General features: G+C 68.9%; 14 protein-coding genes. 10 read left to right on the forward strand and 4 right to left on the reverse strand.

Annotated features, from left to right (window positions below; translation table 11 throughout):
- Positions 1–258 precede the first annotated feature (258 nt).
- The gene (locus tag G1H10_RS29550) at positions 259–1524 is read left to right on the forward strand and encodes an AGE family epimerase/isomerase (RefSeq protein ID WP_163744758.1); all 1266 of its coding nucleotides are present in this window, start codon (positions 259–261) and stop codon (positions 1522–1524) included.
- 212 nt (positions 1525–1736) lie between these two features.
- Positions 1737–3155: an ATP-binding protein gene (locus G1H10_RS34830; RefSeq protein ID WP_163744760.1), complete on the forward strand. Its 1419-nt coding sequence runs from the start codon at positions 1737–1739 to the stop codon at positions 3153–3155.
- A 17-nt stretch (positions 3156–3172) separates the two neighbouring features.
- Here G1H10_RS34830 and G1H10_RS29560 read toward each other — a convergent pair whose 3' ends face one another.
- A complete protein-coding gene (locus tag G1H10_RS29560; RefSeq protein WP_216853791.1) occupies positions 3173–6841 on the reverse strand; it encodes a heparinase II/III domain-containing protein in 3669 nt (1222 codons plus the stop codon).
- A gap of 566 nt (positions 6842–7407) precedes the next feature.
- On the opposite strand from G1H10_RS29560, the gene G1H10_RS29565 reads away from it, so the two are divergent.
- The 6 genes from G1H10_RS29565 (at position 7408) to G1H10_RS29590 (ending at position 14432) form a co-directional block, all read left to right on the forward strand.
- The gene (locus G1H10_RS29565; RefSeq protein WP_163744762.1) at positions 7408–9240 is read left to right on the forward strand and encodes a peptide ABC transporter substrate-binding protein; all 1833 of its coding nucleotides are present in this window, start codon (positions 7408–7410) and stop codon (positions 9238–9240) included.
- An 18-nt stretch (positions 9241–9258) separates the two neighbouring features.
- A complete protein-coding gene (locus tag G1H10_RS29570; protein WP_163744764.1) occupies positions 9259–10260 on the forward strand; it encodes an ABC transporter permease in 1002 nt (333 codons plus the stop codon).
- Complete coding sequence (locus tag G1H10_RS29575) at positions 10215–11165, forward strand: ABC transporter permease (RefSeq protein ID WP_216853792.1); 951 nt, start codon at positions 10215–10217, stop codon at positions 11163–11165. Before G1H10_RS29570 ends, G1H10_RS29575 begins: the two co-directional genes overlap by 46 nt.
- Positions 11162–12181, forward strand: a complete 1020-nt coding sequence (locus G1H10_RS29580) for an ABC transporter ATP-binding protein (protein ID WP_216853793.1) — start codon at positions 11162–11164, stop codon at positions 12179–12181. Before G1H10_RS29575 ends, G1H10_RS29580 begins: the two co-directional genes overlap by 4 nt.
- Complete coding sequence (locus G1H10_RS29585; RefSeq protein ID WP_163744767.1) at positions 12174–12986, forward strand: ATP-binding cassette domain-containing protein; 813 nt, start codon at positions 12174–12176, stop codon at positions 12984–12986. The genes G1H10_RS29580 and G1H10_RS29585 overlap by 8 nt, the downstream gene beginning before the upstream one ends.
- Before the next feature lie 117 nt (positions 12987–13103).
- The gene (locus tag G1H10_RS29590) at positions 13104–14432 is read left to right on the forward strand and encodes a transcriptional regulator (RefSeq protein WP_163744769.1); all 1329 of its coding nucleotides are present in this window, start codon (positions 13104–13106) and stop codon (positions 14430–14432) included.
- Between the two features lie 126 nt (positions 14433–14558).
- Here G1H10_RS29590 and G1H10_RS29595 read toward each other — a convergent pair whose 3' ends face one another.
- A complete protein-coding gene (locus G1H10_RS29595; RefSeq protein ID WP_163744771.1) occupies positions 14559–17084 on the reverse strand; it encodes an SMP-30/gluconolactonase/LRE family protein in 2526 nt (841 codons plus the stop codon).
- Positions 17085–17340: 256 nt separating this feature from the next.
- Positions 17341–18669: a neutral/alkaline non-lysosomal ceramidase N-terminal domain-containing protein gene (locus G1H10_RS29600; protein ID WP_163744773.1), complete on the reverse strand. Its 1329-nt coding sequence runs from the start codon at positions 18667–18669 to the stop codon at positions 17341–17343.
- Positions 18670–18762: 93 nt separating this feature from the next.
- Here G1H10_RS29600 and G1H10_RS29605 point away from each other — a divergent pair, with 93 nt between their 5' ends.
- Both G1H10_RS29605 and G1H10_RS29610 read left to right on the forward strand, forming a co-directional pair.
- Complete coding sequence (locus G1H10_RS29605) at positions 18763–19518, forward strand: response regulator transcription factor (RefSeq protein WP_163744775.1); 756 nt, start codon at positions 18763–18765, stop codon at positions 19516–19518.
- Between the two features lie 6 nt (positions 19519–19524).
- Positions 19525–21114 carry a HAMP domain-containing sensor histidine kinase gene (locus G1H10_RS29610; protein WP_163744777.1) on the forward strand — a complete coding sequence of 530 codons (1590 nt, stop codon included), beginning with the start codon at positions 19525–19527 and terminating at the stop codon, positions 21112–21114.
- On the opposite strand, the gene G1H10_RS29615 is transcribed toward G1H10_RS29610, so the two are convergent.
- The gene (locus G1H10_RS29615; RefSeq protein WP_174264778.1) at positions 21062–22111 is read right to left on the reverse strand and encodes a TAXI family TRAP transporter solute-binding subunit; all 1050 of its coding nucleotides are present in this window, start codon (positions 22109–22111) and stop codon (positions 21062–21064) included. The two genes, G1H10_RS29610 and G1H10_RS29615, sit on opposite strands and share 53 nt — an antisense overlap.
- Positions 22112–22336 lie beyond the last annotated feature (225 nt).

Consider the following 22336-nt stretch of genomic DNA (forward strand, 5'->3'; position numbering starts at 1 on the left):
GCGTCACCGCTTCCCGATCGTTTCGGCCCGACTGAGCGACATCATCGGGCACCGTTTCGAGCGCGTCAATCTTTTGGACGCATTATTTTGCGATTAGCATGTGCTCATAATTGTCTCTGGATGGCCGACGTGGTCCGGCGACACGAGTGGCCGTGGCGCCCGGTACCGGATCATGACCACTGTGTCGTGCCGTGGCGCAGCGGGCCGGTCGTCGTCGGATGAGGTACACCAGCATCGAAGGCAGATCGGAAGCGTGACGTGGACCTACGGAAGCATCTCTTCGACGACGTCCTGGCGTGGTGGCTCACGCGGGGACCCGACGACCAGTACGGCGGGGTCTTCACCTGCTGGGACAACCACGGCTCCCGGCTCCTGTCCACCGACAAGTACACCTGGTCACAAGGACGGTGGGTCTGGCTGCTCGCCGCGACGGCGGATGCCATGCGACGCGAGCCGGCGCCGGATGGATCGGCGGTGACGGTCGAACGATGTCTGACCGAAGCCCGGTCCACGGCCCGGCTCCTGCGTGCGGGCGCCGTGCAGCCAGACCATTCGACCGTGTACGTCACTGACCGTACCGGCGCGGCGTTCGAACCGTCGCCGGGATCGGGGCTGTCGACAAGCGTGTTCGCCGACTGCTTCGTCGCGCTCGGGTTCGCCCGGTTGGCGCAGGTCGACCGCGACGAGGAACTCGGCGCGCTCGCAGAACTGATCCTGCTTTCCGCCGCCGGAAGAATCGACGACGGCACCGCACGTACCGACCCGTACCCCGTGCACCCGGCGTTCGCCTCGTTCGCGCTCCCGATGATCCAGCTCGGCACCGCCACCGAGGTCTATCAGGCGACGGGTTCCGACGCCTCCGCACAGATGACGGCCGACGCCGTACGGACGCTCGTCGGCCGGTTCCGGAACGCGGACGACAGAGCCGACTTGTGCGAACAGCCGCCCCGGCAGGACGGGTTCGCTGACACGCTGCTGGCGCGCCACCGGGCGCCCGGGCATGCGCTGGAGTGTCTGTGGTTCCTGGTACACGCGATCAACGCCGTCCCGGCCGCCGCACAGGCGTTGACGGACGCGGAGCTGGGGCCGGAGTGGATATGCGAATCGGCTCGCCGGTCGCTCGCACTCGGCTGGGACGACGAGCATGGCGGGCTGTTGCGATACGCCGACGCCGACGGCGGTCCCCCACGTGGTCGGCTGCTGGACGACCCGTACGAACGACTGGTGACCGAGACGTGGGACACCAAACTGTGGTGGCCGCATGCGGAGGCTTTGTACACCACGGCGCTGCTCTCCACCACTTACGGAGACGCCGACCTGAGTCGGTGGCATGAACGCCTGGCGCGCTACACGTTCTCGGTCTTCCCGGCGGGCCCAGGCCAGGAATGGATCCAGATCCGGGACCGGGCGGGGGCGCCACTGGACCGCACGGTGGCGCTCCCCGTGAAGGATCCCTTCCACATCGCCCGAGCTCTGTTGCTACTCATCGATCTCGAATCTCCTCACCGCCGGCCGGCCGCCTAGGGCAGCCAGGCTTGACGGACAGGGCCAGCACGAGGAGGAGCGCCTCACCTCTGACCCAACGGCGATCCGGTGACCGCACAGGATGTCGAGCGCACACACCGACGGCTGCTCGCCAAGGACGCGTCCGCAGGCTCACCCCACGTCACATCAAGTTACTAACGTTGATGATAGTATCTTAAACGTTAGTCTCTGACCCTTCGAACGGAGGCGGTGTGATCGACTTCGTCGGCCGCGATGACGAGCTGAGTCAGCTTTCCTGGCTTTTCGACCAGGTGCGAGATGCTGTCGGCGGCCGCGAACCCGGACAGTGTGTCCAGATGCGCGGCCGCCGACGGATTGGCAAGTCGAGCCTGGTGGAGGAGTTTCTCCGTCGAGCCGATGTTCCCGCGGTCTTCTTCACAGCCGAGCGGCGATCCGCCGAGGACGAGCTCGGGTCATTCTGGCGCACGGTTGTTGACTCCGGCGTCGACCAACGCGGCCTTGCCAGCGCCATCGCCCCTCACGACTGGAGCGGAGCCTTCCAAACCCTGGCTCTGGTTCTTCCCGACGACCAACCGACCGTGGTCGTCATCGACGAACTCCCCTACCTGATCGACCAGGTAGATGCGTTCGAAGGCATACTTCAGAAGGCCTGGGACAGGGAGCTCAGCCGCAAGCCCGTTCTGCTGATTCTGGTCGGCTCCGACCTGGGAATGATGGAGGCTCTGAACCAGTACGATCGCCCGTTCCACCAACGGGGCCGCGAAATGGTCGTCGGGCCGCTGAATCCCGCGGATGTTGCTCGAATGCTGGAACTCGACGCGGCGGACGCCTTCGATGCGACGCTCGTCACCGGAGGGCTCCCCCTGATCTGCGCAGAGTGGGAGCGAGGAGCGACGCCCTGGGACTATCTCGAGAGCGCCCTGAGCAACCCGCTGTCCGCGCTGCTTGTCTCGGCCGAGCGAGTCCTCGCCGCGGAGTTCCCACCCTCACTGCAAGCCCGACACGTACTAGGAGCGATCGGCAGCGGCGAACGCACATTCACCAATATCGCGCGTGCTGCCGGCGACATCCCACAGATGTCACTCAACCGCGCCCTTGACCTTCTTCGCAGCAAACGCATCGTCGATGCTGATCTCCCACTATCCAACCGGCCATCCAAGGAGCGTCGTTATCGCGTATCGGATCCCTACCTCCAGTTCTGGTTCACCTTCATCGAGCCGAACCTGAGCCTGATCGAGCGGCGCCGTCCGGATCTGGCACTGGAACGCGTCCGCCGGCATTGGACGACGTGGCGCGGTCGCGCTGTCGAGCCCCTCGTCCGGAAGTCGCTGGCACGGCTCCTGCCCGCCCAGGGCATACCGGCAGCAGCCGAGGTCGGAGCCTATTGGACACGTTCCAACGACGTCGAGATCGACATCGTGGGCGCGGACCGTGGCCCCGTCGCCACGCACATATACTTCGTCGGCTCGATCAAGTGGCTCGACCAACGCCCGTTCGATCTTCACGACCTGGGCGAGCTAGCCCTGCACCGGGGTCGCTTGCCGGGAGCCGAGGAGCACACGCCCCTCCTCGCTGTCTCACGCAGCGGCGTGACAGTCGACGGACTCGCGTCGTTCGACCCCGAAGATCTCGTCGCAGCGTGGACGTGACGCTTCCTCGCTTCGTTTCAGGCCGCCGACCACTCGCGGGTCAGCGGTATGGACACCCGGGCACCGCGTTCGACGTCGTAACGGAATCCCTGCTCGAAGTCCTCGGGATCGACATAGCCGCGGATCAGGGTGACGTCGCCGATGTCGAGTACCACGCGGTTTCCCTTCCTCGGGCGCACGCCGCGGATGCGGTAGACGGCGTTGCGCTCGCCGTCGTTCTCGACGTAGACGTCCGCACCGGCAAGCACGCCCGGGTAACCGCCGCGCAGATCGGAGAGGTTGTCCAGCTCGACCGTGAGCAGGTTCGTGTGGCTCAGCTCGGTGGTGAAGTCCTCCAGCGTGCCGGTCAGCGCCGCCGGCCGGTCCGACAGCGCCGGGATCCCGGCCAGCTCGTCGGCGCCGTGCGTGAAGCCGTACTCGACGGCGCCATCGCGCCAGGAGCATACACCGAACGCGCCGCGGAAGGTGAACCGGCCGTCCACGCGGAGCTTGACATCCGGCCGGGCACAGCTGATCACGTAGTCGGTGCGGCCGTCGGCCAGGTCGACCTTGACGGCCGCGACCTCGTGGTCGGCCACGGCGCCGTCGATCGCGGTCACCTCCACGCGCTCGACCGCCGCGATGCTCGCGGTGCCGACGTACGGCTCCAGCACGGAGATGAACTGGCTCACCAGCTCCTCCTCTGAGTGCCGGTGCGAGATCACGTAGCGCAGTGACTCCGGGTTTCCGGGCTTGTTGCGTGGTGGGACACCGTCGGCCAGCGCGACATCGTCCGCATCGTGCAGCGCGTGCATGCGCAGATGCAGGTCCTCCGGCGCGCCGACGTCATAGGTGTCGACGACGGACCAGTCGACGCTGAACGCCGACGGCGGGGCCTCGTCCCGCTCGACATTGCCCAACCAATCGAATCCGTTGACGCCCGGGCGTTGCGGCGCCTCCGGCGGTGGCGGTGCGATGCCCGGCCCCGCGTAGCTCCCCTCGACCCGGGCGTCGACGGCGAAGTGGTCCGAATTCGAATCGACCTGCCAGGCGGTGGAGTCCGGGTCCTCGAAGCCACCGTTCTCGACGGTGGCCCCGGTGAGGGAGACATCGTCGAAGAGGACCATCACGCCGAAGTTGCCGACACCGCGCTTCTCGTAGACGCGAAGCGTCAGGGTGGCCGTCGTCTTGCCGGCGAGCTGCTCCGTGACATCGGCGGTGAGCTCCGCCCACTCGCCACCGCCGGCGACGTCTCGCTCGGCGACGACGGCGTCGTCGATGAGCACCTGGATGACGTGGTACCCGGCTGTGCCGCCGGTGTAGTCGTCGCGCACCCGGACCGCCAATTGATGCGATTCGGCGGCCTCGACCGTGATCTCCTGCGTCAACGCACCGTAATCGCCCGCGCGGGACGGTGTGCGCCACGGATAGGTGATCCGCCCTGCCGCACCGGCCTGCGGCACCAGTGCCAGCCCGTCGGCGGTGGCGGCGCCCTCCGCCGCGTGGAAGCTGAACCGGTGGTCACGCCCGCCGACGACGCGGAACACGTCCACCGTGTAGGAGTTCGCCGCGTTCACCGCGACCTGCGCCGTCACCCGCCGATAGACGCTGGTCTGCGGGTACACGCGAGGCGCCGCGATGTCGACCATCTGGACGCGATCCGTGGCGCCGAACCCACGCGGGATCGACACCCATTGGAGGCCCTGTGGTGCGGCATCGACCACCACCGTGTTGTGCGCGATGGTGTTAGCGGTCCACTCGTGCCGCCGGGCACCGTTGTCCGCGTACTCGGGGTATCCGAGGTCCGGCGCCAGGTCCACGCCGTATCCGTAGAGCCCGAGGTTGAGGGTGCCCCGGTGCCCGTGGCCGCCGCTGCGGCCGTAGTAGATCCAGGCAGCCCGGGCGTGTTCGGGGTCTCCCGCCCGGAGCGCCGCGAAGCCGAATCCGGTGAGGTTCTCACTGGGGAGGTCGAGCGTACCGTGCTCGGCGATGGCGTCGGCGATGCGCTCCTGGGTGCCGGAGACATCGAGAGCGAAGACGTCGCTGTAGAGCTGGTCCACGTCGCCGTCGCCGACGATGTAGGCGAGCTGCGCATGCTCGATGTCGCCGTAGCGCTCGAACGCGGCGACGTGGTCGTTCGTCGAGCCGAACAGGCCCGGCTTGCCGGTCTGCCCGGAGTCGCCAATCGACGGGGTGTAAGCCCCGAGCATCGGCAGCCGGTAGCGCATCTGGAACATCTTGCTGTACTTGGGATGCTCGTAGAGGTCGGCTTGCGGATAACGGGTGTAGCCGGCCAGCACGTCGGCGACGCTCTGGACGTGGCCGATCCACAGCCGGTTGTAGCCTGGGGCACCCTCGTCTCCGGATCCGTCCCGGTCGACCTTGTCCACCAGGGTCTGGTAGAAGGCGCCGCCGGTGACGTGGTACTCCGGATCCCTGACCCGGCCGCCGCTGGCGAAGACGAAGTCGATCCACGCCGGGGAGGCGTCCGGATCATCGAGGACGACGGCGGCCGCGGCGAGGGTGTGCTGGTGCATGCCGAAGTTGCCGAAGATCTTCGCGCTGAGTACGCCTTTACAGGTCTCGCGCAGCACGCCGTTCTCCACATTCAGCCGGATGTCATCCACCGACTCCTTGGGCGGCAGCCCGTGCTCCTGCGCCTTGTCCCGGAGGAACGGGACGACGTCGGCCGTGTCGGCGTCGGCGATGGCCGGGAAGAACGCGTCGTAGGCGTAGATGTAGTCGCGGATCAGCCCGGTCTCCCAGATGCAGCCGACCACCCGGCCGTTGCCGCTGAGCCCATCGGAGTGGAAGTAGCCGTCCTCGCGTTTGTACGGCTCGGTGTCCATGGACGGGTACAGGTCGGCGACCCGGTCCAGCAGGATCAACCCGGCCCTGGCGTACCGGGGTTCGCCGGTGTAGAGGTACGCATCGCGCAGTGCCCTGATGCCGCTGGTCAGCCCTCCGCCGTCGAGCACGTTGTACCAGAGCGCCCAGTGGACGTAGTAGGCGATGAACGTCCAATTGTCACCGTTGTCGTCGATCCAGCCGAAGCCGTCGTCGACGCCCCACGTCTCGCCTCGCTCCGGGTAGAGCTCGTTGACCAGCAGGCTCTCGTCGGCGAGCGAACGGTCGAACTCGCCGCGCTCGTTCAGTCCGCTGCGGTAGAAGGCGCCGAAGTCGTTGGTGGGGAAGACGTAGTCGCTGGACGGGTCGGTCAGCTTCCACGGCTGCTCGAAGACGTCCATCCGCCACGGGTAATTGCCGTACTGGTAGATGTCCTGCCCGGTGATCGGCGAACCCAGGTCTTGGTTGACGGCGTAGCTGCGGGGCAGCCCCTGGCCCGTGGGTAATGCCCACAGCCAGTCGTCACCGGCGTCGAGGTAGGGCTGGGCGGTGGCGACCGCGTCGTCGCGGAGTTTCGCCGCCCAGGCGTGGTCGGCGACGTTGCGCCGCGCGGCGTCTACCTTGTCGGGCGTATAGAACGTCGCGGCCGTCTTGGTCGGACGGTCCGCGGGGTCGTGGGGAAGATCGGCGGCGGTGTCGCGGACGGCGGGCATGGAGCGGCCGAACGCGGCGTGGGGCGTGATGCCGGCGAGGATGCCGGTGGCGCCGGCCAGTCCGGCGGTTCGCAGCACGGATCGGCGGGTCCACAGGGATCGGCGGGGTCCACGGGTCCAGGCAGGTCTGATTCCAGGTTCGTCCATGACGAGGCTCCCAGGGGCTGTGGAGTGGAGCGTGCTATCGGGCGGGGCTCATGGTCGGCATGTCGTCTGCCACTGGTCCGGCATTCCGTCGGCGACGTCGTCGAGCCGTCTCGATCTGGCCACGATCACGTCCTCCCTCCGGAACGCCGCGGCGCCACTCGGCCGCTACGTGAGCTGGAGTGATAATTTCGGCCTGTAAGAAACGATGTTGAAGCATGACCGTATAGGCGGGTCATGCCGATGTCAATGTCCGAGCGACTCGCTTCTCTGCGCGGGCCGGCCCCCTGGCGCGGCATACGCCGCATGGCTGGCCTCGGTTGACGTTGTTCTCGGCGTATGGAGTCCGGGTGTAGCCCAGTCGAGCGGCCGCCGTCGCCCAGCAGAATCAGTCATACGGAGCCGCCGAGACCATTTTGTTTCCCGGAGGGCGTTGACATCGTTCCAGGTACAGAAATAAAGTCCAGCTACAAATTTAGCCATCGGGCAGCCGAAAATATTGCAACAAGGTTGCCGCCCAGTGTCGTACCTTGCAGCGGTGCGACACCCGTGAAGGAAGAGGTGCACCGATGGGAGCAGGCGAGAACTCGAGCCTCAAGCCATGGCCCGGCGCAACCCGACGAGAGTTTCTGCGCGTCTCCGGCCTGGTCGGACTCGCCGTCGGCGGCGGATGGACACTGTCCGGTTGCGGCCTCACAGGTGAGGACGACGGATCGCCCGCCGCGGACACGGACGGCGACGGAGGAGGAGGTGATGGCGGCGGTGCCAAGGTATTGCGGATGACCTTCGTCCCGGTTGAGGTGCTCGACCCGCAGATCATCACCAATGGCATGTGGATCCTGACCCGGGGCATCCTAGAAGGCTTGGTGGTCCAGAACGAGGAAGGCACCGACGTCGTTCCCGCCACCGCGGAGAGCTGGGACGTCTCCGACGACGCGCTGACCTACACCTTCCATATCCGGCAAGACGCGAAGTGGTCCAACGGCGATCCTGTCACCGCGCAGGACTTCGAGCGCACCTACCAGCGGCTGCTCACGCCCAGCAGCGGCGGCGCCGGCGGCACCACGCTCGGGCAGAACTCGTACCAGGCCACCACCGGCATCAAGGGCGCACTCGCCTATCTCGGTGGTGCGACGGAAGACTGGTCCGACGTCGGGGTCCAAGCCACCGGCGACCACGAACTCGTCCTGACTCTGGAGAGCCCGAACCCGGACTTCCTGCTGGCCATGACCCACCCCGCGCTGTTGCCGCTACATATGGACAGTGTCGACGAGATGCCGGACGAGTGGCAGGTGCCGCCCAACTTCATCTCCAACGGCCCCTACGCGGTGGACAGCTTCGTCGCCAACTCCAGCATCGGACTGTCGCCGAACGAGGAGTATTGGGATCGGGAAGCCGTGACGCTCGATGCGATCGACATCCAACAGGTGGACCCCGGTGCCAGCGCGGGAACTCTGACCGTGCCGTACGAGAACAACGAGACCGACATCCTGCCGATCGAGGCGGCGGATGTGCTCCGCTTCCAGCAGGACCCGGAGCTGTCCGACCACCTGCAAGAGATCGACACGTACAGCGTGGGATATCTGGCGAAGCTGCGCAGCGAGCACCCGGCCCTCGAAGACGTGCGCGTGCGCAGAGCCCTGTCCCTCTCCCTGGACCGGGCCACCCTCGCCAGCGTGCTGCCCGGCGGCCGGCCCGGCCTGTCGCTGCCGCACGATCAGGTTGCGGGTTGGGACGAGAGCCTGGCGGTCGAGGAGAACCTGGACGAGGCGAAACAGTTGCTCGCCGACGCCGGGTATCCCGACGGCGATGGACTTCCCCAGGTGCGCATCCTGCACGGAGCGGATTCACCAGTGGTGGACGCGGTGATCGACCAGTGGAAGAACCGGCTCGGCATCGACGCACTCAATGACCGGGTCGAGGCCGGCGTCTACGTCGAACGACGCTGGGCCGTCCAAGAAGGCGACTACATCGGCTACTACTGGGGAACCTTCGCCGGGCTACCGACGCTGCCCACTTACGTCGGCGCGCTGTGGTCTCCGGCGGATATCCAGAAGTTCAGCCTGCCGGGAGAGGTCTGGCGCGAATACCAACAGATCGAAGCGGACGAGGACCTCGGCGGGGAAGAAAAGGCACAGCAGCTGACCGCCCTGATCGACGAGCACGCGTCCGAGGGCTCCAAGCAGATGGCGGACCTGGTGGCGCAGGCCACCGAAGAACTCGACGACGAGGCCAGACGGCAGCTGTACCTGGAGGCTGCCCGGGTCCGAGAGGAGGAGTTCCTCTATTTCGCCGTGGTGTGGCTGTCCTCCTTCTTCGCGGTGCGGCCCACCGTCACCGGGATGCAATTGCGCAGGTACCCGGACTTCTTCTACCTCAAGCCGCTCGGGCTCGAAGCCTGATCGGCGGGAGGTGCGCGCATGGGCTTGTTGCGGTATCTCGGGAGTCGTGCCGGGCGCCTGGCACTGTCGCTGATAGCGGTCTCCATCATCACCTTCGGCCTGCTCCAGCTGGCGCCCGGCAACTTCGCCGACATCCAGCGCGTGACCAGCGGCGCCACCAGCATCGCCGGTACCGGCACGGAATCCATGCTGGCCGAGACACAGGCGCGCTATGGCGAGGGCACACCGGTGGTCGAGCAGTACCTCACCTTCATGCAGGGTGTGGTCACCTGGGACATGGGCCCCTCGTACCGGTACGCGGGGCGTGCCGTCGAGGACATCATCGAATCCGCGTTCCCGGTCTCGGCGACGCTGGCGGTGCTCGCGGTGCTGCTGGCGTTGCTCATCGCGATCCCGGCCGGTGTGTACGCCGCGCTGCGGCAGAACTCCAAGTCCGACCACACCACCATGTTCCTGGTGACGCTCGGCCACGCACTGCCGAATTACCTCATCGCAGCCTTTCTGATCATCGTCTTCACCGCGTACCTGGGGTGGTTCCCGTCGAGCGGGTGGAGCACGCTGGACCACGTCGTTCTTCCGGTTGTGGCGCTCTCCCTCGGTCCCGCCGCCGTCCTGGCCCGGTACGTGCGGTCCAGCATGCTGGAGACGCTCCGGGAGGAATACGTGACGGCCGCCCTGGCCAAGGGTGGCCCGTACCGGACCGTCATCCTCCGGCATGCGCTGCGGAACTCACTGATCCCGCTGGTGACGGTGGTGGGTCCGCTGCTCGCGGCGCTGATGACCGGCACCGTCTTCGTCGAGGCGCTGTTCCGGATCCCCGGGCTCGGCTACTACGCGGCCACCGCCGCCGCCAGCCGGGACATGCCGCTGCTGATGGGGACCGTGCTGTTCTTCGCGCTGATCATCATGGTGATGAACCTGCTGGTCGACCTCACCTACGGCTTCCTCGACCCACGCATCCGAGCTGAAGGGGGGTGGGGACGATCGCGACCGCGGAAAGTCTCGACCCAACCGGCCTGACCACCGACGACGACGGTCACCGCGACGGCGCCGCAGACCAGCTAGGGACTCTGCGGGCCCGAGGTCCCTGGGCCAAGGCCTGGGACCGGTTCCGGCGGAACCGGCTGGCTCTGATCAGCCTGGTCTTCTGCGGGGTGCTCGTCGTCGTGGCCGCCGCGGCGCCGTGGATCGCGCCGTACCATTACTCGGCCACCGACTACGGCAGTCAACTGGTCGGGGTCGGCGCGGACGGTCACCTGCTCGGCACCGACCAACTCGGCCGTGACATCCTCAGCCGCACCATCTACGGCCTGCGCACGGCGTTGATCGTGGCGTTCGGCGCCGAGCTGCTGGCGCTGGTGTGCGCGCTGGCGGTCGGCCTCGCCGCGGGCTACCGCGGTGGCCGGATGGAGCAGGGGCTGATGGCGTTCACCGACGTGATGTACGCCTTTCCCAGTTATCTGTTCGCCATCGTCATGGTCGCTGTGCTCGGACGGAGCATCTTCGCGCTGATCGTCGCGATCGGCATCGCCGGATGGGTGACCCAGGCCCGGCTGGTCCGCGCCCAGGTACTGGCCATCAAACAACGGGAGTATGTCGAGGCGGCGCGCGCGATGGGCGCGTCCGGTCCGACCATCGCGGTGCGGTACATCCTGCCGAACGCGATCGGCCCGATGCTGGTGACCACCAGTTTCGCCATCCCGGCCGCGATCGCGGCGGAGGCGGGGCTCGGCCTGCTGGGCCTCGGGGTCCAGCCGCCCACTCCGTCGTGGGGAGGCATGATCTCCGAGGGCACCCGCTACCTGCTCTCCGCACCGCATATGCTTCTCGCCCCGGCCGCCGTGTTCGCGCTGGCGTTGCTCGCGTTCACCTGGGTCGGTGACGGAGTGCGCGACGCGTTCGACCCGCGTGGAGATCAACGATGACGATGACCGAACCACGAGACGGCGCCACGGCACCGACGGCGACGGAACCGTTGCTGCACGTGGCCGACCTGCACACGGAGTTCCGGCGGGAACAGGGTGAGCCGCTGCGCGCCGTCGACGGCGTCAGCTTCGACATCGCACCCGGGCGCGCACTGGCGATCGTCGGCGAGAGCGGGAGCGGCAAGAGCGTGACGATGCGCACGGTGCTCCGGCTCCTCCCGCGCACCGCTCGCACCACCGCCGGCACCGCCCGGTTCCAGGGGCGAGACCTGCTGACGCTATCCGCGCGGGACATGCGCCGGGTGCGGGGACGGGACATCGGCATGGTGTTCCAGAACGCCATGGAGGCGATGAACCCCACGCTCACCCTGGAACGCCAGCTCACCGAGCACCTGCTCTGGCACGGCATCTGCGGCAAGGCGGAAGCGAAGAAGCGCGCGGTGCAGGCGCTGGCCGACGTCGGCATACCGGAGCCGGAACGCCGGATCCGCGTCTACCCGTTCCAGCTCTCCGGCGGGATGCGGCAGCGGGCGATGATCGCCATGGCCATGATCACGCAACCGGCGCTGCTGATCGCGGACGAACCGACCACCGCCGTCGACGTCACCGTGCAGCGGCAGATCCTCGATCTGCTGGCGGGCCTGAAGGAACGCGGCACCGGGATCATCATGATCACGCACGACCTGGGCGTCGCCCGCTATTTCTGCGACGACGCCGTCGTCATGTACGCGGGCCGGGTCGTGGAACGGGCGCCGACGCGCGACCTGCTCGACACCCCGCGGCACCCGTACACCCGCGGGCTGCTCGGCTCCAGCGTCGAGGTCGGCGGCCGGGACCGGCCGCTCGCGCCGATCCCCGGCAGCCCTCCCGACCTGGCCCGGCGGCCGGTGGGATGCGCGTTCCATCCGCGGTGCGCCGAGGCTCAGCTACCGCGCTGCCGCGAGGATCAGGAGCTCATCGAGATCAGCACGACGCGCGCAGCGGCATGCTGGCGGGCAGGAGACGACGATGACTGAGACGACCCCGGCCGTGACCCCAGGTGAGGAGACGGTGGACGCGATCGTCCGGGCGGAGAACGTCACGAAGGTCTTCTCCACTCGAGCAGGAGACGTGCGCGCGGTGGACGACGTGTCGCTCTGGGTGGCCCGAGGCGAGACCGTCGGCGTCGTCGGTGAGAGCGGCAGCGGCAAATCCACGGTGGCCAGACTGCTGATGGGACTGCAACCGTGCACGTCCGGCCGGGTGGTCTTCGACGGGCGTGACCTGGCCTCCGTGCAGGGCCGCGAGTTGCGGGTACTGCGTCGGCGCATGCAGATGGTGTTCCAGAATCCGTTCGGGTCACTGCTGCCGCACTACAGCGCGGCCGCGAACGTCATGGAACCCATGCGGCTACATGGCCGCGGAACCAAGGAGTCCCGGCGAGACCGCGCCGTCGAGTTGCTCGACCTGGTAGGGGTCAACCCGCGGTTCGCGGACCTGTATCCGACCCAGTTCTCCGGCGGCCAGCAGCAGCGCATCGCCATTGCGCGGGCGCTGGCCCTGGAACCGGAACTGCTGGTGTGCGACGAGCCGACGTCGTCGCTCGACGTATCGATCCAGGCGCAGATCCTGTCCCTCATCGGCGACCTGCAAGACCGGCTCGGCCTGTCCTGCCTGTTCATCTCGCACAACCTCGCCGTCGTGGAGCGGCTGGCCGACCGCGTCGCCGTGATGTCCGAGGGTCGGATCGTCGAGGAGGGACCGGCGGAGCAGCTGTTCGAGTCGCCGCAGCACCCGTACACGCAGCGGTTGCTCGGTGCCGTGCTACCGGTCACCAGCTGAGGCACCCGCGGTCATCACACGGTCCGCGGTCGGGCGGCCATCACACGGTCGGGCGGCGAGGTACGCTCGTCGTCGTCGGGAGGAGCGCTGAGCGCTGGGGTGGCTGGGGAGAGAGCGATGCACGGATCGAACGGCGCCCGGGAAGAGGTGACCATCGGCGTCGTGGGGGCGGCGGAAGCCATCGAGCGGATCATGTCGGTGGCGCGTGACACCGGCTCGTCTTGGTGGCGGCTCGTCGCTGCCGCGTACACGGATGAGGCGGACGCGCATGCGCAGTTCGTCAAGATCGCGTCGCGGATCGATGTCTGCCTGTTCTCCGGCCCGTTGCCGTACGACATGGTCACCGGCACCGGCGGCCTGTCGGTCCCGGCCGCCTACGTGCCGGTGGACGGCGCCGCGATACACGGCACGTTGCTGCGCGGGATCCTCGGCGGGGTCTTCGATCCGACGCGGATCAGCATCGACTCGGTCGCCAAGCGCGATGTGATGCGCACGTACGCGGAGATCGGCCTGAGCTCGCAGCACGTCCGGGTACTCCCCTACTCGCGGCCCGGTTCGGCAGACGAGTTCCTCGGCTTTCACCAGACCCGCTACGAACTCGGTGAGACGACCGGTGCCGTGACCACGGTGCCCACGGTGGCCGCCGCGCTCGCCAGCGCCGGGGTGCCGGTGTTGACCATGGCCCCGGCGGAGACCACGGTTCGACACGCTCTGCAGACGGCCGGCCTGATCGGGAGTCAGGCGAAGCTGGAGGGGGCGCGCATCGTCACCGTGATCGTGCGGGTGCCGACGTCGATGCTTCCGCCGCACCCCGGCCCCAGCAGCTACTCCTACCAGGAGTCCAAGCTGTCCCTCTACCGCGAGCTGCTGCGCGAGGCGCGGCCCATGGACGCGGCTGTGCTCGCCCGGGATGAGCGCAGTTACCTGGTGGTGACGACCATGGGATCGTTGCGGATCGGCACCGACGACCTGACCGTGGCCCCGTTCGTGCAGCGCATCTCGAGCGAGCTCGGCATCGACGTCGAGGTGGGCATCGGGCTCGGCCACTCCACCCGGGAAGCGGAGCTGAACGCGCAGACCGCCGTGGACAAGGCGGCGGCCGCCGGCGATCACACCGCGTTCCTGCTCGGCCCGGCCGGCGCGGTCCTGCAGCTTCCGGTCGAGCGGCGGCCCGAGCCGCACGTCGTCCATCCGGGCGGCGGGGCGTCGTCGAAGGCCGCCGAGACGCTCGCCCGGCTCGCCGGCGGGCTGGAGACGGAAGAGAACCATGTGGTCGACGCGGAGAAGGTCGCGGAGATCCTCGACGTGCGGCTGCAGACCGCACGCCGTGCGCTGCGGATGCTGGTGGACGAGGGACTGGCCTGGCCGATGCCGCCGGCGCGCGCTCGCAAGGTCGGCCGCCCTCCCCAGCTGTTTCAACTGCTGTTCGAGAAGCTCCACACCTGACCCCGCCCCCGTCCTAAATGATCATGTGAAGTGGGTTTTCGCCAGCACTACCATGCCTGCAGACCTGGTACGGCACGAGAAAACCCACTTCACATGATCATTTAGGCGGTGCGAGTGGGCCGTCCGTCAGCGCGGGCGGCGGTGCGCCCAGTGCTGTGGGTGCAGGTCGAACCGCGCCAGCCGGCGGTCGCTCACGCCCCACGCGTGCCAGTCGTCGTCGAACTCCAGCTGCGGCACGGTGTACCAGCTGGTGGGGATGGGGCCGAGGATCAGCTCGTCGTCGTCGGCGCCAGGGCCGATACGGGAGATGTCGTCGGAGAAGTTCGTCGCCGCGAAGACCTGACCGCGGTGGGTGACGATCTCGCCGTAACCGCTGAGCGTGCCCTGATGCAGGATCTCCTGGGACTCCAGATCCATCGCGAACCAGGTGCCGCTGGTGCGCTTGTACACCCCGTACAGGATGCCGTCATGCACCTCCACATGCTGCAGGCTGGGGCAATCGGGCAACGGTTCGATCCGCCACAGCACCGTCCTGGAGTCGAGGTCGAACGCGGCGAGCTGTGCCGTGGTCCAGATCGGCGTCGAGTCGTAGCCGCCTCGAGCGTCGCCGGCGACGTACGCGATCCCATCCGCGACGCAGACCGACAGGTAACTCTGCCCAGGGATGATGTCGGTATAGACGGTCATCTCACCGGACTCGGGTTCGAGAATGGTGAGTCCGCCGTCGAGCATCCCATAGCGGGCAGCGGTGGCGATGAGCACCTCGCCGCCGGTCTCGTCGTACACCATTTCCCACGGGCGCTGCTGGTTGTGGCCGATCAACCCGAACGAGCGGGCCCGTCCGTCGGCGGGATCGATCTCCACCACCTCACTGCTGGGATACATGGCGGCCAGCAGCTTGCCGTTCAGCGGCAGCAACGCCTTTGGTTCGCCGGCGACGCGGATCCGGCGGGAGCTGCCCTCGGCCGGATGGTGCACGGTGATGCCGAAGTGGCCGCCGACGTAGACGGCCGCGCGCCCGGCGTCGTAGGCGATGGACTGGACCAGGTCCGGGCCGGAGACGTCCGTCTCGGTGAGGTCGAACACGTCCGCTTCCCCGGTGTCGGGATGGTAATACCACACGACCCCGCTTCCACCACCGCCGATCAGCACGCCGTCGTCGCGCATGACGACGCCGCGCGTCTCGTCGCCGGCGTTCGCGATGCCGACCGGCTCCAGGGCGTCGCCGACGCGGCGGTAGATCTGACCGGTACGTCGCGCGACGGCGTACAGCACACCGTCGTCAGTCACAGTGAGCGCGTCCATCCCGGACGGAGCGTTCGGTGCCGCCAGGAACACCGGATCGGAACCGTCCGATGCCATGTCGACGAGCTGGTCACCGATGGCGGCGACCACGCGGCCGGCGGTGGCCACGATGGCCGAGACGGCGTTGTCCCGGTCGATCTCGGTCGGTGCGATGTCGGTCATCGTGCCGGACACCCGGTCGATCGCGATCACGTGGCAGCGCGGCGTCGTACCGACGTAGACGAACCGCTCGTCGGCGGCGATCACCCTGGCGTACTGCACGTCGCCGGAAGCCCGGCCCAGGTTGCGCAGCGTCTCGGTGCCCGGGTCGTACTCCCAGACCTCACACCGCGGATAGGTGCCGGCGTAGACGACGCCGTCGGGTGCGGTCGTCAGGCACCACACGAACCCTCCCGCCGGCCCGATGGTGCCGAGCAACTCTACGTCGCCGGACTCGGGATGGTAGCGGTACAGGTCAGGCGTCGGATACGTACCCGCGTAGACGTAGCCGCCGGAGATGGTGGTGGCCCACGCGCCCTCGCCACGATCGAGCCGCACGATCCGCTCCACCCGTCGCTCGGCCAGGTTCAGAGTGACCAGCTTGGGCGGCGTCTGGCCGCGGGTGACGACGTATCCGGTGTCGCCGTTCACCGCCATGCCGACGATCGCAGCCGTGGGCGAAGCGATCCCGAACGTCTCCACCCGGCTTTCGTCCAGCACCGTAGGCGCGAGCCGGGCGTCGTCGGCGTAGCTGGTGCCGGTGTTGGCGGCGCTGAGATAGATCAGCACCGTCGCGTGAGTGGCGTCGTCCGGCGCGTGGCCGTTGACCCGCAACTCCTGCCAGCTGTCCAGGGTGGGGTTGGTTCGGAACTGCGCGGATATCCGAGTGCCGGCGGCGTTCCAGAACTCCAGGTAGAGATCCGACTGCCCGCTCGTGTTGTACGTGAACACCGTGGCCTGGTACGACGTCCCGGCGGTCACCGGAACGCGGTCGCTGCGCAGCCCGATGCCGAGGCTGCCGCTGGGGTCGTCGAGGCGCACGCTGCGTGCCCCGCTGCGGGTGACGTCGGTGGCGCTGTGCACATGTTCAGCGGATCGGGCGTTGAATGGCTCCCAGGCCGTGGGAAGGCCGGCGTCGACACGCTCGAACCCCGGGTTGGCCAGCAGGTTCTTGTCGTCCGCGCGAGGTTTTCCGGTCTCCGCCGACGTGTGCGTCGTCGCCCATGGGCTCGCCAGCGTGGCGATGCCGAGGCCGGTGGCGACTGAGGCTTGCAGGAATCGGCGACGGCTGCTGCCGGGCTGGGACGTGCCGTGCGGTGCGGTATCGGGGTCGGGGTCGGCGTCGGGGTGCTGGACGGAATCGGCCATCGTCGGACTCCTTCGCCCTGGTCAGGATCCGCATGCTGCCCGGCACACGGACGCGTAGCGAATGAAAGTGATTGGAAGGCTAATGAACCGATCACCTTCAGTCAACGACTCTTCCACGATTCGGTCACCCCATATGCCATCTCCAGCCCGACCGTAATCCCCCACCGGACTTCTAAATGATCACGTGAAGTGGGTTTTCTCGTGCCGTGACAGGGCTGCAGACCTGGTAGGGCGCGAGAAAACCCACTTCACATGATCATTTAGGGCGAGGCGAGCCGAGGTGAGGCTGGGCGAGGCGAGTTGTGGCGGAGTGGAGGGCGTCGCGCAGTAGTTGCTCGGCCTTCGGCGCAAGAGGGCCCGGCATGCCGAAGTAGTACGGCGCCTCTGCCGGTTCGTACCCGCCCTCGGCCAGCTGCTGGGCGGTCACCAGATACCCGGTCATCCCGTTGGTGTATCCCAGCGGCAGGACCGCCCCGCCCGAGTCCGCCTTCACCTGCAACCCGTACGCGCTGACCGGTTCCGCGGACATGCCCAGCAAGGTCAGGCCGGAAGCTATCCGCAGCCGCGAGAACACCACCGGAACCGTGGACGTGAGCCGGTCTGGGTCGGCCAGCAGCAGCCGCGCCCACTGACCCAGCAGTCCGGGTTCGTCCGCCCGTTCACGCAGCTGAATCGGGCTAGGCGGACCGTCGACGGGCAGCTCGACCGTCCAGCTTCCGCCGGCGACGGACACCGCGTCCAACGCCACGCACTCCCCCGCCAACGCGGCGTCCACCCGGTCCGCGAGCCGCTCGCCGAGGCTGCGGACCGCCGCCTGGTCGCCGTCACGGAAGCGGCCCTCGTCGTCGTAGGCGTCGGGATTGACGTCTCCGCAGCACCCCTGCGCGTAGAGGGCGACCGCGCCCGCATGCCGACGCTCCAGCTCGTCCATCGCCGCGCCACAGAAGTCCGAGCTCACCGCGTTGGCATGATGGACGACCGGGTGGCAGGCGTAGTGCACGAGCAGTGCGACGGTCTCCTTACCGCGCCGGAACCGCACCACGGTGGCGTCATCGTCCACCGCGACGCGCGGCACCTCACCGCGGGTCCGCGCCCACCGGCGGTCGACCCCCAGGCCGGCCGGCGCGGACGCACGCTCGACGGTCACCGCCGTCGACGCCGCCAGGGCGCGCCCCACGCTGTCGACGGCCGTGCTGCACAGCCGGTCGATGTAGGACTGATCGGCCTCGCCGAGCAGCGGGACGAACCGGTGCGACGTCTGCGGACCCGAATGGGTGTGCGTGGCGTGCAGGAGGATCGCATCCGTCGGGATGCCGTAACGGGCTGAGATCTCGCTGCGCAGCCGATCCGCGGTGTCGCTGCCCCACCACAGCAGGTCGGCCCCGATCAGCACAGCGCGTCCGGACGCATCGTGTCCGGGCCCATCGCGTCGATCGCCGGTGGCGAACGTCAGCGTGCGCAGCCGGAGCGGCGCGCTCACCTGGGTCGCCGGGCCGAGCTCGGCACGTGCGGCGAATCCGGCAAGGGCGATCGGAACCCGCGGCGTGATGTCGACCCGATCGGCACCCACGCGCAGATCTGACATGCAGGCTCCTCACGGATCCGCCCCCGAGACGATGTGCTGCCGACACTATGCCGCGCCACCTCGGTTGGCAATCAGGCCCTACGATGACCCGCTATGCGGATCCTTGTGGTCGAAGATGACGACCGCGTCGCCCGCGGTCTGGTCACCGTCCTGACGAACGCCTCGTTCGACGTACGACGGGTCGCCACCGCCGCCGAGGCGCTCGCCGAGCCGCCCGCCGACGTCGTACTGCTCGACCTGAACCTGCCCGACGCCGACGGCCTGGACGTGCTGCGCAGGCTGCGCGAGCATCCGGAGACCGCGGTCATCGCCGTCACCGCACGCGCCGAGGAACGTGAGCGCGTCCAAGGGTTGCGCCGCGGCGCCGACGATTACGTGGTCAAACCGTTCGGCGTGGCGGAGCTGCTGGCACGCATCGACGCGGTGCTCCGCCGCACCCGCGCGGCCCGCCGCCAGGACCGGCCGGACGACGAGCCGCGCACCCTTGGCCCGCTGACCATCGACCACGCCACCCGGGAGGCCGCCGTCGACGGTGAACCGGTCACCCTGACCCGAAAGGAGTTCGAGCTGCTCGCGCTGCTGGCGGACCGCGCCCCGGCCGTCGTCAGCCGGGACCTCATCCTCGACCAGGTGTGGGGGGCCAGCTGGGAGTCGTCGTCGCGCACGCTCGACACCCACATCGCCTCGCTCCGGGCGAAACTCGGCGACGCGGCGCCGATCCGCACGGTCCGCGGCGTCGGGTACCGGTTGACGACGGCGACGGACGCGGACACGGCGCACGCGACGGACACGGCGCACGCGACGGACACGGCGCACGCGACGGACACGACGAACGCCGCGGACGGTTGAGCAGCAGTGCGTCGCCGGCTCCTCGTGGTCCTGGTGCCGCTGGCCGTGTTGCTGGTGGGTGCGCTCGGCGTGCCGCTCGCCGCCACCGTGGCGCAGCGCGAGATCCAGGAGACCTACGTCGACCGCCTCAACGACGCCGGCCGCTTCGCGTCGCTGGCGGAGTCTGCGCTTTCCACCGGCCGGACCGAGGCACTCACCCTGGAGCTGCGCCGTTACTACGAGCTGTACGGCATCCCGGCCGCCGTCCTCGGCCCGGACGGGGCGGCGGTGCTCGGCTCCGGCCAGGCCATCAGCGAGGCACGCGCGGAGTATCCGGAGCTGTCCGCCATCATCGCCGAGGCGCTCGCCGGTTACCGCCCGGAGCCGCCGGCGGTCCGGTGGCCGTGGGACGGCCGGCCGCTGATCGTCGCCGAGCCGGTCGGGCGGGACAGCGAGGTGATCGGCGTCGTCGTCACCGTCTCCCCCACCGACCGCACCCGCTCCACGGTGCTGACCACATGGGGACAGCTCGCGGGTCTGGGCGTCGTCCCGCTGGCCGGTTTGGTGGCCGTCGCCTGGCCCGTCTCGGGGTGGATCCTACGCCCGGTGCGCAGGCTCGACGACGCCACGGCGGCCATCGCCAAGGGCGACCTGGCGACGCGCGCGGACGCCGCCGGCGGACCGGCCGAGCTGCGTCGGCTGGCGGGGTCGTTCAACGCGATGATGGACGCCGTCGAGCGCGCCCTGCAGCGACAGCGGGCGTTCGTCTCGGACGCCTCGCACCAGCTGCGCAACCCGCTGACGAGCTTGCGGCTCGCGGTGGAGAGCCTGGAGCCGTACCTGTCCCGGCCGGACGCCCGGGAGGCGCACGCGGTCGCGGTCGACGAAGCGAAATCGATGCACCGCATGCTCAACGCGCTGCTCGCCGCCGCCCGGATGGACAGCGTGCGCAACGCCGAACCGGTCGACCTCGATACGGTGCTGGCGACGCGGGTGGAGCGCTGGCGCGCGCTCGCCGCGGCGACTGGGATGCAGGTGCAGGTGCGGGCCCCGGACGGCATTCAACTGCTGGAACCGCCGGGTGGCCTGGGCAGCGTTCTCGACGAGGTGGTCAGCAACGCACTCCGGCTGTCCGGCGGGAGCCGGGTGCTGATCTCCGCGACACTCGGGCGCGACGACGGCGCATCGACGACGGACCGAAGCACACCGGCGACGGAGCCTGGCGCATCGACGACGGGCCGCAGACCTGCGCCTATCACGGACGGCGGAGCGGTGCCGACCACCGTGGAGCTGACCGTCGCCGACGACGGAGCGGGGCTCAGTCCCGACGAGCGGGAGCGCGCACTGCACCGCTTCTGGCGGTCGCCACGGCACCAGAACACCGCCGGCACCGGGCTCGGACTGGCGATCTGCGCCGACCTGGTGGAGGCGGCAGGCGGCTCGCTGACGCTACGGCCCGGGTTGCCGCGCGGTGACGGGCACGGCTTGGCCGCGGTGATCATGCTTCCAGCCGCGGAGGACGCCGACCCGCACGACGCCGACCCACGCCACGCCGACCCGGACGTCACCGCTTCTGGGCGCGGAACCACTCCCTCGCACCGGGATGCAGCGGGATAGAACCTGTCGAGATGCCGGTGCGGACGTTGATCTGCCACGCCTGCGGCACCGCCGGCGCGTCCGGGCGATCGGTCGTCAGCTCCCCGGCGCGCGTGAACACCGTCTCGGTGACCGCACGAACCACGTCGTCGTCGAGGTCGGACCGCGCCAACAAGACGTTCGGTACCGCCACCGTCGGCGTCGCGCGCACCCCTTCGTACACGGTGGCCGGGATGGTCGCCGGGATGTAGGGCCCGGGAAACGCGTCGGCGAGCGCACCTGCCTGCTCCTCCATCGCGACGAACCGTATCTCGCGCTCGGCCGCCAGCTCGCTGATCGCGGGTGTCGGGATCCCGGTCAGGGAGAACGCGGCGTGGATGTCACCGGAGTCCAGCGCCTCGGCCGATTCGGCCTGGTCGAGCCGGACCGCGTCGACTCGCACGCCGGCCAGGTCGACGAGCCGGTGGGTGGTGAACTCCGTGCCCGAGTTCCGCGCGCCGTAGGAGACGCGCATGCCGTCCAGGTCAGCGACCGACCAGACCGGTGTATCCCGGAGCACCACCAGGTGCAGGTAGCTGTCGTAGAGCCGGCACAGCGCCGCGATTCCGTCCGGCGGCCGCCCGTCCGGGCCGATCACCGCGTCCAGGCTGGACAGGCCGAGGTCGGCGTCGCCCCTGGAGAGCATGCGGATGTTGTCCGTCGAGGCGCGGCTGGGCACCGTCGTCACCGTCGCGTCCGGGAACCGGTCCGCGATCAGGCCGGCCAGGCCGCCGCCGATGCGCCGGTAGACGGCTCCGGCCGGGCCGGTCGCCAGCCGCAGCTCGCCGACGTCGACGTCGTCCTCCCCGGAACAGCCGACGGTCATCGCGCCGGCCGACGCGCCACCGATGACGGCACCCCCCAGGATGCGCAGCGCCGCCCGTCGGCCGAGCCGGGTGGACGTGCGTGGCGCGGACGCCCGCAGACGGGAACGGGACCCGTTTCTGAGTCGGGAAGAGAGCCGGAGACGGGGGCGCATGGAGCGTCAGCATAGTGAGTGCCGGCCTCGTGGGCTCAGATTACGGATAGCCGGGCGGTTACGGCTCCAAGCGTGACGCACGCCCACGACGCTGCGGGAGAAGCGGGCACCAGTAGGGCCGGGGCCGCTATGTCAGAGGAATCTGAAGTTTCCGGCCATGATCTTCCGGCGCTCCACGCCATGTGAGCAGAATCACTCGACACCGCGCTTCACCCACTGGACACG

The organism is Phytoactinopolyspora halotolerans (genome assembly GCF_010550675.1).
GTDB classification, from domain to species: domain Bacteria; phylum Actinomycetota; class Actinomycetes; order Jiangellales; family Jiangellaceae; genus Phytoactinopolyspora; species Phytoactinopolyspora halotolerans.